The organism is Aliiroseovarius sp. F47248L (assembly GCF_023016085.1).
Classification (GTDB): domain Bacteria; phylum Pseudomonadota; class Alphaproteobacteria; order Rhodobacterales; family Rhodobacteraceae; genus Aliiroseovarius.
On record NZ_JALKBF010000001.1, the window covers coordinates 551,683 to 567,340 of the forward strand.

Here is a 15,658-nt window from a genome sequence, read left to right on the forward strand (position 1 = left end):
GAATCAATTATGGCGAAATGCCATAACAGGGCTGCCTGTATGATGCTGGCAAGAAATAGGGGTGATTACTTCACATGGGCCGACCGCGCGCACCACGGCACAAGCGACTAACGCAGAACCAGCGTTTTGCGATCGTGCGCAAGCGTGCCGAGGGGGTGCCGATCGAGGATCTAGCCCGCGAATTTGGCGTTACGACCCGTACCATCTTCTACACGTTGAAGGGCGATCAAAGCCGCAAGCTCGATGCGCGCGTGCGTTCAGAGCTGGTGAATGTCCGGCTGACGCCTAAGGAGCTTGCGGGCTTCGATGCGGTGTTGACGCGGCATGATATCGCCAGCCGCGCGGAAGGGTTGCGGCGGTTGATCCATGCCTCAAACGATCTCTTTGTTCCTGACGATGAACTGGCCAATCAGATGCAGGGGCTCTCGGCCTCGCTCAATCGCACCGGCAACAACATCAACCAGATCGCACAGCGCCTGAACGAGGCAAAGCGCCAGGGCAAGACGCCGCCCTATGGCAATTCTGCCCATGGCCAGGTGCGCGCCTTGGCCGAGCTGATCTTCGAAATCGCCGACCAGGTTCAAGACATGGCACAGCGCCGCCGAAGTGCGCTGTCTGGCGAGGTTGCCCGCGTTCTGGGAGGCTTTGCTTATGGCCCGGAATAGCGCCGTTGCCGCTGCGCAGGAGTCCTTCTTTGATCGCGACTGGAGCCGCATTCGTGGCAGCGTGTCGCGTGCCCGTGCCAAGCAAATGGCGCGCGCCGCCATGGGGCATTCACCCGCGATCTTCAAAGCCATTCGTGATGGCGGCACGCACAACAAAACCCAGCTGCGCAACCAGCTGGAATATCTGACCACCAAGTCGAGCCTTATCATCGACAGCCGTGGCACATATGACGGCCAAAGCGTTCTGTCGGGCAAGGAAATCGAGCAGGTCACACGCCGGTTTTCAGCGCAGTGGAATGAGGGGTTTCATCCCAAGCTGGGTCACACTTCTCATCTGTTGATGGCTTTCCCGATTGGAACGCGCGGCGAGGATGTTGCCGAGATCACGCGCGAGATTTGCGAGCGGTTCTTTCAGGGCGAAGGCAGCCACTTTGACTACATCGCGGCCGTGCACGAGGACCGGGATCACCCGCACGCGCACATCGTCCTGAACCGGCGCAGCAAGGATGGGGAGTTCTTCTTTCTGAAAAAAGGGCACCACTTCAACTACGACAGTTTTCGCGAAGCGATGGTGGAGGTATCGGACCGCTATGGGCTGCGGCTTGAGGCGACCCGAAAGCTCGAACGTGGGATCACGACAAAAAGGCCAAGCGATATAGACCAGCGTCGCGCGGAAGCCACGGGCCAGAAGCCGACCGAGCGCGAGCGCGTGGGCCCCGAGCTGGACCGCGCCTTGGCGGACGTGGCGCAGAACGCGCGGCTTTATCGCGGCCTGGCCGCCGAGGCCTCGCGCGAGAACCAGCATGACATTGCAGCAGCCTTGGACAAGGCCGCGACGCTTTTGGCGCAGGGCAATCCGATTGAAGCAGATGGAAAGGTATATGGCATGGCCGAAGAACAGCATTCGTTTGATGAGGTCGTGGATGCCTTCCACGACAAGATCAACCAAGCCGAACGTATTGTAGCTGACGCCCCGGTGGAGCGGCGTGCCGCGCTGGAGCATGAGCTGAACGACATCTATCGCTCTTTGTCGCATCTCAGCCCAATAGGAACGCAGTCGCACACCTTGCTCGAAGATGCGTCCAAGAGTGGGATCTATTCGACTGCGAATATACGGGCCGAGGCCCAAGGCGTTTTGCAGGATCCAGCTCTTTCCGAACGTCTTCAGCAGGCTTTGAAAGGCACCGGCATAGACGCGCAAGAGGTGACACGTCGTGTCGAAATCGGCGCGGGCAATGCCGCGCTGGAACGGCAATGGCTTGGACAGGATCTGAAGGCGATTGCCGAGAAGGAAGGCTTTGACCTGTCTCGCGCCGATGAGCTCGAGAAAGCAATCGACCGTCTCGATCAGGTGCACAGTGATCTGGGCCGTATGTTGGCAGATGCCGAGGTTCTTAAAGACAGTGGGACGGCGGAGACCGACCGGCAGGAAGCCCTCATCGACCGGCTGCCGCCGACCACTGCTGAAATCCTGAGCCGTATGAGGGACGACCCAACCGCCGATCCATTCCGCAGCGATCTGGAGCGCGAGACCTTGCGCGCCGAGCTGGAGGAACTGGCCGGTGAAGAAAGCACCCTGGACTTGGCGATTGGCGATGAGGCCGCGCTGGAGGAACATATCGAAGACCGCCTGGACAGGCTCTATGCGGCCAAGGCCTATCTGCAGAGCGATGCAGCTCTGGCGAACAGTGTGGCGATGGAGCATGTCCTCGACGAGATCGCCAATGAAGAAATTGATGTTCAACGCGAGCGGCATGTCGATGCCGACGGCGAGAAGGGTGTGACGCATGGGTAAGACGCGGATCGCACTTGGCGTCATGAGCTTTGCTCTTCTCGGCGCGGTGCTGGGGTATGTTCTGGCGTCAGCCTTTCTGACGTTCCGCTGGTTCGGGGTTGGGGCGGATATCGATTTTCTGATGCTGGCGCGCAGCTACGGGGTTCTTCGAACAACCCATCCCGACGATTTGCAGATCGTTCACTTGATCGTGGGGATCAGCACTTGCGCCGGTGTTTTGCTTAGCGCTGTGTTGATGAACGACGCGCTGACGAAGTTCGGTGAAACCCACTGGCAGCAGATGTCGGAGATGAAGCGGAACGGCTTTTTCGGCAAGCCTGGCCACGGCTTTGTCCTCGGGAAAATGGGCGCGCCCAAGAGCCGAAAACCCTTTGTGATGTCCAAGGTCTTCCCCCATGCCCTGATCGTGGCTCCGACCGGGCGCGGCAAGACGACGGGCTTCGTCATCCCGAACCTTCTGACCTATCAGGGCAGTGCCGTGGTGCTGGACGTAAAGGGCGAAAACTTCGAGGCAACGGCGCGCCACCGGGCTGCGCAGGGCGACAAGGTGTTCCGGTTTGCGCCCACTGATTGGAAAGACGGCCGCTCGCACCGGTACAATCCTTTGCTGCGCATATCGGCGCTGGACAACGTCGATCGCCAGCAGATGGAGCTGCAACTCCTGGCTTCGCTGTTCCTGCAAGCTGATAACGACCGGGTCCAAGGGCTCCTTGATGGCGGTATCGACCTCTTTGTGGCGGCAGGGCTTTTGGCGTTCGAGCGAAAGCGGCCGACCCTGGGTGAGATCTACCGCATCACCGCATCAGGCGGTGACAAGCAAAAGGAATATCGCCGCCGCGCCGATGAAGTGGTCAATCCAGCCGCTAAGCTGATCTTCATGCGGATGGCCTCGACCAACAACGACACGTTGACGTCCTACCTGTCGCTCTTGATGACATCAGGCCTCAAGCAATGGTCAAACCCCGCGATCGACCGTGCGACCGGAACGTCAGACTTCGATTTCCGCGAAATCCGCAAGACGCCGTTTTCGGTCTATCTGGTGGTGGAGCCGCTGATGGTCAAACCGCTCGCGCCGCTGATCCGCCTGTTTTTCTCTGATTTGCTGGCATCGCTCCAGGACCATGAACCTGGCAAGGACGAGCCTTGGCCGGTGATGATCATGCTCGATGAGTTCAACCGCCTGGGCAAAATGCCAATCGTTCTCGATAGCATCGAAACCCTGCGATCCTATCGTGCCAATCTTGCGATCGTCACGCAGACCATCCCGGCGCTAGACGAAATCTACGGCGAAAATGCCCGCCGCGCCTTGCAGGGTAACGCGGGCATCAAGCTCTATCTGACCCCCTCAGATGAAAAGACCATCGAAGAGCTCAGTAAGGCCGTCGGCAAAACCACCAAGCGCGTTGTCACCCGCTCGCGGTCGGTCGGCCGCAACCCATTCGCCGGGCGCAGCATGTCTGAACGAACGGAAGAAACCGCGTTGCTGCCAGAGGATGAGGCGCGGCGCATGGATCTTGATGACATCGTTCTGGTGGTCGACGCGCAGATGCCCGTTCGGGCGAAGCGGATCAAATACTATGAGGATCGGTTCTTCAAACAGATCTTCGACAAGCAGAGCGGCGATCTGCCGTATCCGTCCGCCGGGGACCAAATGCGCGGGTTGCAGCGGCAGATCAAGGCGCTGGAAGCTAAGATGGGGGCGCTTGAGATGCCGAGAGAGGTTTCAGGTGACGGGTCCGAAAGCGGAGGGACGCGGCGCGAAGAGATCGATGCTTTGGCCAATGAAGAGCGGGGTCCGGCGTCAGGCGAAAAGCCTGGTTTGGGCGAGTATCAAGCAGGAGCTGCACGGGTGGAGAGATTTATGGAGGAGGCAGCTCGGGGTTAAGGGCGGAGAGCCGATCTTCGCAGAAGCGCAATATTGTCACTTGCAAATAGGGAGGAAGACCTTGGCTGCGCGAAATCGAATTCTGCCTTGAGCTCATTCGATGCAAGGTTCTCTCAACGCTATTGAAACGTGTGAGCTTGTTCTTTCATTGTGCACAACCTAAAGTTAAGTGATTGAATTCGTGTGCTCTTGGCAATCGATCGAAACCCTAAGCGTTTGGTGCTCATTGACCTTAATTAGGAACTTTAAATGGCTCGTATCCGAAGATTAGAAGTATACAATTTTAGAAGCATCCAGAAACTGGTTTGGTTTCCCTCCCCTAATATGAACTGTCTGGTCGGTCCCGGTGACAGCGGTAAATCCACAGTCTTGGACGCAATTGATTGGTGTTTGGGAGCTCGGCGCAACCTCCCTGTCACGGATGCAGACTTTTACAATATGTCAGTGGACGACGAAATTATCGTTCGAGCAACTATCGGTGACTTGCAGGATGGACTGAAAACGCTTGATACGTATGGCCCCTTTTTGTTGGGGCTCGACAAGGAGGGAAACCTTGAAGATGAACCCTCAGAGGGTTCGGAGACGGTCCTTACGGTTCAGCTTACAATTGGTGACGACCTAGAGCCACAATGGCATTTGAAATCTGACCGTGCGGAAGCTCAAGGCCTATCCAGAGGCCTGACATGGGGCGACAGGGTTAACATTGCGCCCAACCGTATAGGCGTTTTTGCAAATCAACATCTCGGATGGCAACGCGGCTCAATCTTAAACGCACTAACGGAGGAAAAAGCCGATGCATCTGCGGCACTGGCTGACGCAGCGCGGCAAGCTCGGAATAGCTTTGGTGACACCGCAGGTGACCAGTTGAAAGATACGTTAGGCATCATCTCAGGTGCGGCTCAAGCCCTTGGCGTTGATGTTGGGGATACAGTTCGAGCGATGCTGGACGCACACTCTGTGAATTTTTCAGGAAGCACTATTTCGCTGCATAGTTCAGAAGGTGTCCCGCTCAGAAAGTTGGGCCTTGGATCAAGTCGCCTGCTCGTCGCTGGACTGCAAAATCGGGTTGCCGAGACGGCGTCGATTGCTCTGGTCGATGAGGTGGAAATCGGGTTAGAGCCACATCGAATTTCGAAATTTCTTTTGGAGCTGGGTTCTAAGACCGAAGCAACGTTGTTTCAGATATTTATGACGACCCATTCGCCAGTTGTTTTACGTGAGCTGAGCGGGCCACAGCTCTACGTTATTAGACGTGGAGATGAGCATTCAGTTGTTCAAGCGGGCGTTGATGACGCAATTCAAGGTACGCTTCGCATCGCGTCTGAGGCCTTTCTAGGGACTAACGTGCTGGTTTGTGAGGGGGCAACCGAAGTCGGACTGGTTCGTGGTATTGACCGTTATCGGGCAGAGGGCGGGCGCTCGACATTTGCCGCAGCAGGTGGCGTTTTGGTCGATGCTGGTGGCGTAAGCAAAATCTACCGATCTGCGATGTCTTTCCTGACGTTGGGATATAACGTAGCTACCTTGCGGGATGATGACGTCCAACCCAAAGAAAAAGATGAGAGAGATTTTGTTGGCGTGGGTGGGAAGGTCTTCAAGTGGACGGAAGGCTGGGCAATCGAGGCTGAACTCTTTGATTGCGTTAGTGATGAAGCAGTCTTGCAGTTATGGTCATACGCGAAAGAACTCCATGGAGAGCAACGGATATTAGATCATTTACGGACCGCATGCGAAGGACCGATCGATCTCAGCAACTGGTTCAATGAAATAACCGAAGAGAAGCGCAGGCAGTTGGCGGCAGCTGCCGGTAGCGGTTCTTGGTTCAAGCGAATTTCCCACATGGAGGAGGCTGCCTATTCAATTATCGGTCCAGATTTAGATAACTGCGTTCACTCCGAGTTACCGGATCTACTAAGCGAAATTCTCAAGTGGTCAGGGGCCATCGATGGCTGATGTTGATCTGCTAACTATCGAGCGTGGGATGGTTATCGCCCCCGCTGGGTGCGGAAAGACACAGCTCATTGTAGAGGCGCTTCGCAATAACCAATCCGACAAACCTATTTTGGTCTTGACCCACACGAACGCTGGGGTGGCAGCCCTGCGGCAGAGATTAGCCAAGGAGAAGCTACCAACTGGTGGTTACAAGCTGGCGACGATTGATGGTTGGGCGATAAGGTTGGTTTCGACGTTCCCCGAGCGTTCAGGATATGATGGGGGCGCAAACCCCAAAAAACCCAACTATCTAAAGATCAGGAAGGCCGCGTGGAGCCTTCTTAAGGCAAACCACATAACTGATGTGCTACAAGCAAGCTATTCGCGCATCTTGGTTGATGAGTATCAGGACTGCTCTCACAATCAGCACGGCATCATGTTTTATGCTGCGAAACATTTGCCCTGTTGCGTCTTGGCGGATCCAATGCAAGCAATATTCGGTTTTGGGAATGACCCGCTGGCTGACTGGGATAAGCATGTTGCAAAACATTTCCCAAAAGTTTCTGAGCTAGATACCCCCTGGAGGTGGCGAAATGCCGGAAACGAAGAGCTTGGGGAGTGGCTCTTGTCTGTGCGAAAAGAACTGCTTACAGGCGGTGCCGTTGATTTGGAGGCAGCCCCCAAATCAGTCAAATGGGTCAAATTGGATGGCGACAATGATCATTCAAAACTTGTTGCTGCGGCCCGATGTGCTCACAAAGCAAAGAACGAAACCTCGCTAGTAATTGGCGACAGCATGTCAGCAGCAAGCCGATATAGGGTTGCGAAAAATGTTCCCGGTATTGTCGCAGTTGAACCAGTTGATCTCAAGGATCTCACCACGTTTGCAAATGGTCTAGATTTGTCTGATGGGTATTCAGTCCGCGAGACGTTAGATCTTGCTGAGAGCCTAATTACCAACATTGGTTCCGAGGGAGTCCAAAGCCGAATGAAAGCCATTAAAAGCGGTAAGGCGAGAACGGATCCGAGCGAGCTAGAGTTACTTGCTCTAGAAGTTGAAAAAGCGCCTACCTTTTCTGGATTGGCTCGCATCCTGTCGTGTTGTTCGGCCCAAACCGGATCGCGTTGCTATCGGCCTGGCGTCTTGCGCGCAACCCTCCGTGCGTTGTCTTTGGTTCAGTCAAACGCGGCATTGACCTTTAGCGAGGCCGCCATTCAAATTCGCGAAGAAAACCGCGCCGTCGGGCGTCAACTCCCCTTAGCTGCTATTGGCTCGACGTTACTTTTGAAAGGGCTGGAGGCTGATCATGCTGTTGTTTTGAACGCCGATCAACTTGATGCACGAAACCTTTATGTTGCGATGACGCGTGGAGCCAGAACGATAACTATTTGCTCAAAAAATAGCTTGCTGAATCCGTGACAGTATTGAATGGCTGCTTTGATGAAGCTGCATCGGAATGTGTAAAACCCCAACAGATGCGGGCTCTGCGCCGGTAACGCTAGATCTTTGGATTGTTTGGGGGGCAAGATGATCTATAGCATCGCGTCTAAGGTCGAAATATGGTTGATATGACCGGGGCCAGAGACCAGATGTTACTATGACGATGTTAGGCGACGAAGACCTGCAGTCACTTCAGCAAGAAGTTCAGCGGTTGCTGGGTCGATGCATGTTACGGCTACAACAGTATGAGCGGCTGATTAAAGCCATGGTGGCGCATCATAAGGTCTCAGGACCGTTTCATGACTTGGAGCGGGCAAAGGCAACGCAGATTGACGAAGCGGCCCGCAAGACGCTCGGCACCTTGGTTGGTGATCTTCTTGGATCGTATGTCGTTGCCGATGAGATCGACCCTCCCGAAATGACGACAACCAGTTCTCCAGACAACGTCAATTGGTTCGCCATGAAGATGTCGCTTGGCTTGCCGGATGCAGAGTTCGTCCGCGTTGAGAGTGATCTGAGAGAAATGGTAGTTCTAAGGAACAATTTGGTTCATCACTTTATCGACCAGCACGACCTCTGGAGCCCGGATGGATGTCGTGCCGCGCAAGATGCATTGATCATGGCATACGACCGTATCGACCATCACTTCGGACAACTTCGTGAATGGGCCGAAGACATGGACAAAATACGGCATACGATGTCAGAATTCTTGCAGTCGAAGGAATTCGAAGAGCTATTTATCAATGGAATTGCCCCCGACGGAAAAGTAAATTGGGACGCCTCGGGCATTGTGAGCGCCTTGCGAGAAGCATTCGGTGCGTTAGCTGTCGGTGGGTGGGTACCTGTGGCTGCAGCTGGCAAATGGGTTGCCAAGCGTTACCCCGAACAACTGCCCGCCAAGTATGGATGCCTCAGTTGGCGACAGGTTGTGCATAACGCACCCATCTTAGAGCTTCGGTATCTTGAAATGGATGGACAGCGCACCGCTTGTTATCGTGAAAAGGATAGTTCCTCGACGCAGCAATAATTTCGCTAACGTTGCATGATAACTATGTTCTATCCCACAGTCGCTTTGGAGTCTGCATGGCTATAAGTTCGATCTTGTGATTGCAGGGTAAGTGCGGAAACCTATTCTAGACGTTTCGCCCGATCTGCCACTTTTTGAACCATCGAAACCGTCGCACCACCAGCCTGCCGGATTCCCGCCCCCGCGATCTCGGCGTTTGACCTGGACCCAAACCGCGCTCGCGCCCGTGAGCCCTTGGTTTCGATCAAGCCTTTGGCGAAACCGCCCGGTCCCGGAATGCTAGGCGGTCCGGCCATCATGAAGTTGCCTGAGATTGAGCGGACGATCAGCGGGGTGGCCATGATCATGCCGCCTGCGAGGAACATCATCATGAAGAAGGGCACCAGTGCGCCGATGTTGCTTGCGCCGGAGGGATCTCCGAGTTCGGTCATCAGCGAGCGTGACATGCCGACGACCGTGGAGAACACCCCTGCGATCACGAGGGGGTAGAGCGCGTAGGACACCGTGCTGGACAGCCAGCGATGGAAATAGTCCTTACTGACATCGAACAACGAAAGCGCGATCATGACGGGGGCGATGCCGATCATGAAGGCTAGCATGATTTTTGCGAAGATCAGAATAAGCCCGCAGAGCGCGCCGATGACGCCCAGTAGGAACGCGCCGATCGCGCCGATCAGGGCTCCGGCCATCCAATGCATGTTGTCTCCGGCTGCGTTCAGGTAATCGCCAAATTCTTCGATTAGATCGTCAAAGGCCTCGGCAAAGTAGGATGCGCCTGCGCCGCCACCGCCAAGCCCCGCCACCATCCCGCCCGCGAGTTGGTCAAGCCCATCAATGAGCGCGCTGGCCACGGCGTTGAATTGGACCCAGTTCATCGCAAAGAGGGTGATGAGCATAAGCTTGAGGGCGAACCAGAAGGCAGTTCGTCCATCCATGGATTTGTACTGAAACACCATGTTGAGAAAGACGCCTATGACAGCGAGCGTCGAGGCCACGGCGATGATGCCGCCTAGTTGACCCGCGACGTTGCCAAAAGTGGTTTGGGCCGCGTCGTCCAGAAAGTTGTCGGTTGTCTCGACCATCCAGGTGACGACGCCCATGGGATCCCCCTCGGTTAGGTTTAGGCGCTCGCGCCGGTGCGACGTTTCAGGAAGGCCTTCAGGATATGTTCGCCGTCAAAATCCGGTACCACCGAGACAAGCTCCCAGCCATCTTGGCCAAGGGCGGTCAGCTGCGCTTCGATCTTCGGCGGCTTGGTTTTGGCGGTGTTGATCTGTTGAATCTTATACTCAAACATGGGCTGTTTCCTTCGCTTGGGCCGGATCAATCGGCAGGTAGAATTCGGTGATGCCGCGCGCGCCTTCATGGCGACCGGCCTGGATGATCACATCGATCGAGCGCGTGATGTAGTCGTTCATGTCCTGGTAGGTCATGGGCACGTTGGTTTTCAGGGCCGCAATAGCGAGCCGCTGGACTGCCAGCTGCGGCGTCTCAGCGTGCAGCGTGGTCAGCGAGCCACCATGCCCGGTGTTGATGGCCTCAAGGAAGGTCATGGCCTCTTTGCCGCGTACTTCGCCTAGGACAATGCGGTCCGGCCGCATGCGCAGGGTGGAGGTCAGCAGGACATCGGCGCTGCGCGTAGCTTCGTCGCGATCAGACATCAGCGTGACGACATTGGGCTGCGCCGGGCGTAGCTCCGCGGCCTCTTCGATCGTGATGATACGCTCGTCGGTGGGCACGAAGGAGAGGATCTTGCGTGCTGTGACCGTCTTGCCGGTCGAGGTTCCGCCGGACACGATCATATTGAGCTTGTGGGTGACGCAGAACTTGATCGCAGCGTCGATGTCGCCGGTGGCCACGACATCGCGCAGCTCGGCATTGCGCTTGCGTCTTGCACCCTCATTGCTGCGCTCTTTTCCGAAGAGGTAAGACAGCCTGATTTGTTCCAGTGGCAGGTCGGCGAAGAACCGCAGGGAGATCGCATAACCGCCATCCACGGCGGGAGGCTGGATGACTTGCGCGCGGATCGGTCGGTCGCGGTAGGTGACGCTGACCGACACGATCGGTTTTGTCCGGCTGAGCGTGGTGTTCGCGGCGGAAGCAATCTGGTTGCCAAGATCTTTGATTTCATTGGGCGAGAGTTGTCGTTTGACGCGCCGCATGAAGTGATCCCCCTGAAACTCCGCCCAAAGTGTGCCATCAGGATTGATGCAAAGCTCGATCAGCTTTGGATCACGCGCCTCGGGGATCTTGTCCATCGAGCTTTGCAGGTAGCTGGCCGCCATGATCAGAAAATCTCCAGATCGCGATCAACCATCACGGTGACACGGGCACCTTGATCGACATAGATCACCGGCGAGACGGAGAGGTATTCGCCGATCACGCTTTGGGCGCTGTCTTGCAGGTCATCGCCAATGCCTTCCAGAACATCAGAGGTGATCTCGTCTTCGGTGTTTTGGGCAGCGACAGCAGGCAAGGCTCCGATCAGCGATATCAGGGCGGCGGACCCAAATCGTGTTCCAAAGCGGCTGTCGACGAAACCAGTTGTGCCGGAGCGGCCCAGTTCATCGCCACCGAAGGCGCTGATTTCGACGGTCTGGTTGCTGGGCAGAATGATCCGGTCCCAGGCGATCGTGACGCGTTGCTGCGCAATGTCGAGAACGGATTGATACCGCCCGATCAGACGTGCGCCGCGTGGGATCAGGATCCGCGAGCCGTCATAGGCGTGGACATCTTCAGACACCATCGCGCGGACCTGACCGGCGAGCGAGCTGTCGATTGCGGTCTCCAGAACAGCCTGGATCATCGTGCCCTGAACAACCGTGTTTGACGGGTTTACGATCAACTGGGCTTGCGTCACCTCAGCAGGTTCAGCGCCGTTGCGGACAAAGTCTGTGTCGCCATCAAGTCGCCGCTGCTGCGCGGCGGTTTCATTGTTGCCGTTACCCGAACCGCCAAAGGCGATGATTGGGCTGGCGATACGAGCTTGGAGTTCCTCAAGTTCGGCTTGCCGCCGTCGCTCGAGTTCCTGAAGACGCAGTTCTTCAACAGTGGGGCCGGTTGGTGCGGGCGAGCGCGGTGTTTCAAGGCGTGCAAGCTCCAGATCGTTCTGCAGTCGCTGGATTTGTCGGGCACGTTCTTCCAACTCTTCGCGCAAAGCGGCCTGAGTTGCAGCGGCCTCACTGCGAAGGGTATCGATCTCTGCACCCAAAGTATCCAGCGCCTCGAGGTCGACCGTTGGGGCTTCGGGCGCTGCCGCGTTGCGAAGGGCCTCAAGCTCACTCCGCATGGCATCCATTTGCGCGCGCAGCTCTTCTGTTTCGCTGGCCAGTTCCGGCTCCGGCGGTGGGGATGTGTCGATCGGTGCAGGCGTGGGCTCGAGCGCACCAAAGCCTGGTCCCGCCGCCTGGAACTCATCCGGTGAGGCGGTTTCCAGGCTATCGGGTTCAGAGCCGCCAGAGAACAACAGCAAGAGACTGCCAAGGGTCGCGATTGCTCCGATGCCTAGGGCAATCGTAACAACAGATGGCCGTGCATTTCGGTTTTGTGGTTTTCCTTCAAGTGCTTCGAGGCGCTTTTTAAGCTCAGCTGTTTCACTCATCGTGGTTTGCCTCGCCCACCTCTTGTACGCAGATTTCATCCTCGCCGAGCCGAAGAACCCATCGATCGCTGACACCTGACACACGGATCACGCCATCAGGTCGGGCCAGAGCATTCACGCTGCGCTCATTGCCGTTTGACCAGCGAAAGATCGCGGGCAGCGGCGCGTTTGCGGCAAAGCGGAAGTAGGTGAAGGTCCCGTCGTCCCAGATTTCGCGTGGGGTGATCTCGGATCGCGCGCTAACGCCATATGCATGGTTTGCGGGCTGACTTGCGGCAACTCGAGACTGTTGAGGGGCCGCCTCGGGATAGGTGAAGCGAATGACGTAGAATGTCGGCGAACTCGCCTCGGTCACGTTGAAATAATAGCTGCGCCGGTTGGTATAGACGGTGATGTTGGTATGCGCGCCGCGCGAAACCGGCTTGATCGCAAAGGCCTGTCCGCCGGGCACGCCGTCGAGAAGGAAGCCCTCAGTGTCGCCTGCAATGATCGAGCGGATGGTTTCGCCATGCCCGAATTCAATGCTGGTCACATGGGTCAGGCTGGTGCGGATGCGGTAAACCTGCCCATCCTGATAGGTAGCCAGCCGGAAGCGGGCATCAAAGGGGCCTTGGCGCGGCTGAGTCTCCGCATAGGCGGTGCCAGCAAGCGGAACAATGAGGGAGAGGATCAGGAACAGGCGGCGCATTGGTTACTCCAGACGATCCGAGCGGATCGCGTATTCGGTGACGGTGAAGCCGAAGGGGTTTTGCCAGACATCATCGATCGAGCGGCTATTCTCGGGCCGAAATTGAAACATCAGCGTTGCGGTGAAGAGCCCGTTTTGACTGCCGCGTGGTGAGTTTAGTCGCTTGCGCAGGCGCACCTGGGCGCGATTGGCGCTGATATGGGTGATCGACAGAACCTCGACATCAAGCCGGGCATCTGTACCGTAGCTGTCCGGCGGATAGGCTTCGTGGCCGCTGGTCCAAAGCGCGCGCAGCCCTGCGGCGGCCGCTCCGTCCGACTGGTCCAGGACCCGCCGCACGCGCACATCATTGTCGAGCTGATTATACGTCTCTCGATCAATGACATAGCGGTAGACCTGTGCCTCGATGATAGCGGGGCGTTCCGTGAGTGAGACCGCTTCAACCACGGCATTGGGGAGGGCCATGCCGGTTTCGCTATCAAAGGGCACGATCATGGGCGGCGGGTCCACGTCGAACAGGGCAACGAGGGCAGCGGCGAGGCAACCTGCCATGCCAAACCCCATGCCTGTCAGACCTAGTTTTTGCCAAAGGAGCTCGCGTCGTCGTGCGCCGTAGACGAGCTCCTCTTCGATGATTTCTGCCTCGCTGCTCATGGGGTCAGTCCGCACGCAGGTCTGGCAGGGTGAAGTCCATGTAGCGGCGCTCTTCGGCCAGCGTGGCAGCATCCACCACGCCAGATTGGCCCGCGCCCACGGTCTGGATGGCTTCCAACTCCCACATGCGCGTCAAAGCGATGGCCAGCTCGGCGGTGACGCGGGTGTTGTGATCGACGGCTTCCTTGAGCGTTTCCATGTCCGGGATCAGCGAGACCAGCTTCTCGACCCGTTCAAGGGATTGCGCGGCCTCGTCATAGCTGTTCTCGGCTGCCGCTGACATAACGGCTCCAGTACCCGCCTGACTGGCAATGCGCTCCGCCCCTGGATTGCCGCTGCTGGCCATGTCGGACAGGCTGTCTTGGTCAAAGCCTGCATCCTCCAGTGCTTGCGTCATACGGCCTTCCATCTGTGGGGCGGCATTGCCGATGAGGCCGCTGAAATCGCCGCTTTGGATTTGACGGATGGTCCCTAGGAGATCACCGAACTCTTGGTCGAGGAGGCCGTCGAGACCACCGCCCATGGCCATCTCAATGATGTCCGTCGCGCCGGTCAGTGCTGCGTAAGTCTCATTGAGTGTGTCAAGTTGCTGCTGCACCAGATCGAGCTGTTCGAGAAGCGTGTCGAGCTGGTCGGTCTGGATCCCGAAATCTTCCAGCATCTGCTGCAGCTGGCGAATTTCCTGGGCGATGTTGCGCGTGTCGACTGTCGGAACGCCTTGGGCAGATACGGGTGAGGCAACCAGCAACGCGCAGGTGGCAAAGGTGGATAGAAAGCGGATCATGGGAGTGCCTCCAGATCGAATTGCATGAAGTCTTGTTCGCGGGCCTGCGCGGCCGCCATGGCCAGCTCTGCGGCGCTAAGCGGGCGGGTGTGGGCGGCTTTGAGGCGCGTGCGGATGGCGATCAAACGGGCGAGTTCGGCCCGCGCGTAGGTGTTGAGCGACATGGCCGCGTGAATGTCATCTGTCTCGCCAATGCGGGTTATGATGTCCTGTACGCGCAGCGCGGCCGCTTGCACGGAGACCAAGGAGTAATCGCCATAGACGCCTGCACCGAAAGAGGTCAGGCTCATAGTGGAATTGGCGAGCAGAACCGGATCGATGGTGCCAAGCGCATCAACGCCGCCGACGCGTGCAAGGTAGAGATTGTAGCGCTCGGGGATGACCTGAACGTAGTGCTGCGTCTCGGCAAATGGCGGCACGCCACCGTAGCGCTGCACATTACCCGGACCGGCATTGTAGGCGGCGAGCCCGTGTATGATGTTGCCATCAAACATGGCCAGCATCTGCGCCAGATAGCGCGCGCCGCCGGTGACCTGGATGTAGGGGTTTTCGTAATAGGTCGGGTATATCCCGAGATCCTGCGCCGTTCCGGGCATGATCTGGGTCAGTCCGAACGCACCAACAGGCGAGCGCGCGCCGATGGTGAAGCGGCTTTCCTGCCAGATCAGCGCCTGCAAGAGACAGCGCCATTGCTTGGGCGACAGGTCTGCCGCGCGCACGCCGGACATATGGTGCGTTTCTTGCGCGGCACGAATGATCAGCTCTTCGATCGAGCCAGAGGCGTCGCCGAACATCTGGGCTGCGCTGGGGTTTGGATCGACCGGACCGTAAAGCGTCTCTGCGGCGCTTTCAGGTGATGAACCAGCTTCCAAGCTTGCGACCAGCGCGCCTGAGTTCCCGCTGGCAAGGGTTGAGGCATCGAGGATGTCTTCCAGCGCTTGGAGTTGTTCCTGCTCGAGCGCTTCAAGCTCTTCTTCTTTGGTCAGCCGCTCCCGCTGCAACGCTAAATCTTGTTCGCCCTGCTGTAGCACGCGCTCGCGCTGCAAGAACATGCCCGCATCAAACGTGGGCACGCCTTGGGCAAAGGCTATTGGCGCGGCGAACCACACCAAGCCCGCAAAGATATGCGGGCGGAGCCTAGTCACTGAGGCCACCGATCGGCCCGAGCAGCTCGAAATTACAGTTG

General features: G+C 57.4%; 14 protein-coding genes. 6 read left to right on the forward strand and 8 right to left on the reverse strand.

All coding sequences use genetic code 11. The features are described from left to right. The first annotated feature begins 74 nt into the window (after positions 1-74). The 6 genes from MWU51_RS02760 to MWU51_RS02785 all read left to right on the forward strand — a co-directional run bounded on the left by MWU51_RS02760 (position 75) and on the right by MWU51_RS02785 (position 8,745). Complete coding sequence (locus MWU51_RS02760) at positions 75-665, forward strand: hypothetical protein (RefSeq protein ID WP_247034489.1); 591 nt, start codon at positions 75-77, stop codon at positions 663-665. Further along, positions 652-2,460: a relaxase/mobilization nuclease domain-containing protein gene (locus MWU51_RS02765; protein ID WP_247034497.1), complete on the forward strand. Its 1,809-nt coding sequence runs from the start codon at positions 652-654 to the stop codon at positions 2,458-2,460. The genes MWU51_RS02760 and MWU51_RS02765 overlap by 14 nt, the downstream gene beginning before the upstream one ends. Continuing rightward, on the forward strand, positions 2,453-4,345 hold the full coding sequence (locus tag MWU51_RS02770) for a type IV secretory system conjugative DNA transfer family protein (RefSeq protein WP_247034499.1): 1,893 nt from the start codon (positions 2,453-2,455) through the stop codon (positions 4,343-4,345). The genes MWU51_RS02765 and MWU51_RS02770 overlap by 8 nt, the downstream gene beginning before the upstream one ends. Positions 4,346-4,594: 249 nt before the next feature. Next, complete coding sequence (locus MWU51_RS02775) at positions 4,595-6,298, forward strand: ATP-binding protein (RefSeq protein WP_247034504.1); 1,704 nt, start codon at positions 4,595-4,597, stop codon at positions 6,296-6,298. Further along, positions 6,291-7,697 (forward strand): UvrD-helicase domain-containing protein, encoded by a 1,407-nt coding sequence (locus MWU51_RS02780; protein WP_247034507.1) that lies wholly within the window; start codon positions 6,291-6,293, stop codon positions 7,695-7,697. The genes MWU51_RS02775 and MWU51_RS02780 overlap by 8 nt, the downstream gene beginning before the upstream one ends. Positions 7,698-7,875: 178 nt before the next feature. Beyond that, entirely contained in the window at positions 7,876-8,745 is an 870-nt protein-coding gene (locus tag MWU51_RS02785; RefSeq protein ID WP_247034509.1) for an OST-HTH/LOTUS domain-containing protein, read from the forward strand. A gap of 101 nt (positions 8,746-8,846) precedes the next feature. Here MWU51_RS02785 and MWU51_RS02790 read toward each other — a convergent pair whose 3' ends face one another. From MWU51_RS02790 to MWU51_RS02825, 8 genes are read right to left on the reverse strand one after another with little or no spacing between them, the layout of a single operon-like run. Continuing rightward, entirely contained in the window at positions 8,847-9,845 is a 999-nt protein-coding gene (locus MWU51_RS02790) for a type IV secretion system protein (RefSeq protein WP_247034512.1), read from the reverse strand. 20 nt (positions 9,846-9,865) lie between these two features. Further along, a complete protein-coding gene (locus tag MWU51_RS02795; RefSeq protein WP_247034514.1) occupies positions 9,866-10,042 on the reverse strand; it encodes a DUF4177 domain-containing protein in 177 nt (58 codons plus the stop codon). Beyond that, a complete protein-coding gene (locus MWU51_RS02800) occupies positions 10,035-11,030 on the reverse strand; it encodes an ATPase, T2SS/T4P/T4SS family (RefSeq protein ID WP_247034516.1) in 996 nt (331 codons plus the stop codon). The genes MWU51_RS02795 and MWU51_RS02800 overlap by 8 nt, the downstream gene beginning before the upstream one ends. Before the next feature lie 2 nt (positions 11,031-11,032). Next, positions 11,033-12,346: a TrbI/VirB10 family protein gene (locus tag MWU51_RS02805; RefSeq protein WP_247034518.1), complete on the reverse strand. Its 1,314-nt coding sequence runs from the start codon at positions 12,344-12,346 to the stop codon at positions 11,033-11,035. Further along, complete coding sequence (locus tag MWU51_RS02810) at positions 12,339-13,034, reverse strand: TrbG/VirB9 family P-type conjugative transfer protein (RefSeq protein ID WP_247034520.1); 696 nt, start codon at positions 13,032-13,034, stop codon at positions 12,339-12,341. Before MWU51_RS02810 ends, MWU51_RS02805 begins: the two co-directional genes overlap by 8 nt. 3 nt (positions 13,035-13,037) lie before the next feature. Further along, positions 13,038-13,688 carry a type IV secretion system protein gene (locus tag MWU51_RS02815; RefSeq protein WP_247034522.1) on the reverse strand — a complete coding sequence of 217 codons (651 nt, stop codon included), beginning with the start codon at positions 13,686-13,688 and terminating at the stop codon, positions 13,038-13,040. A 4-nt stretch (positions 13,689-13,692) separates the two neighbouring features. Further along, on the reverse strand, positions 13,693-14,472 hold the full coding sequence (locus MWU51_RS02820) for a type IV secretion system protein (RefSeq protein WP_247034525.1): 780 nt from the start codon (positions 14,470-14,472) through the stop codon (positions 13,693-13,695). After that, positions 14,469-15,617 (reverse strand): lytic transglycosylase domain-containing protein, encoded by a 1,149-nt coding sequence (locus MWU51_RS02825; protein ID WP_247034526.1) that lies wholly within the window; start codon positions 15,615-15,617, stop codon positions 14,469-14,471. Before MWU51_RS02825 ends, MWU51_RS02820 begins: the two co-directional genes overlap by 4 nt. Positions 15,618-15,658: the final 41 nt, after the last annotated feature.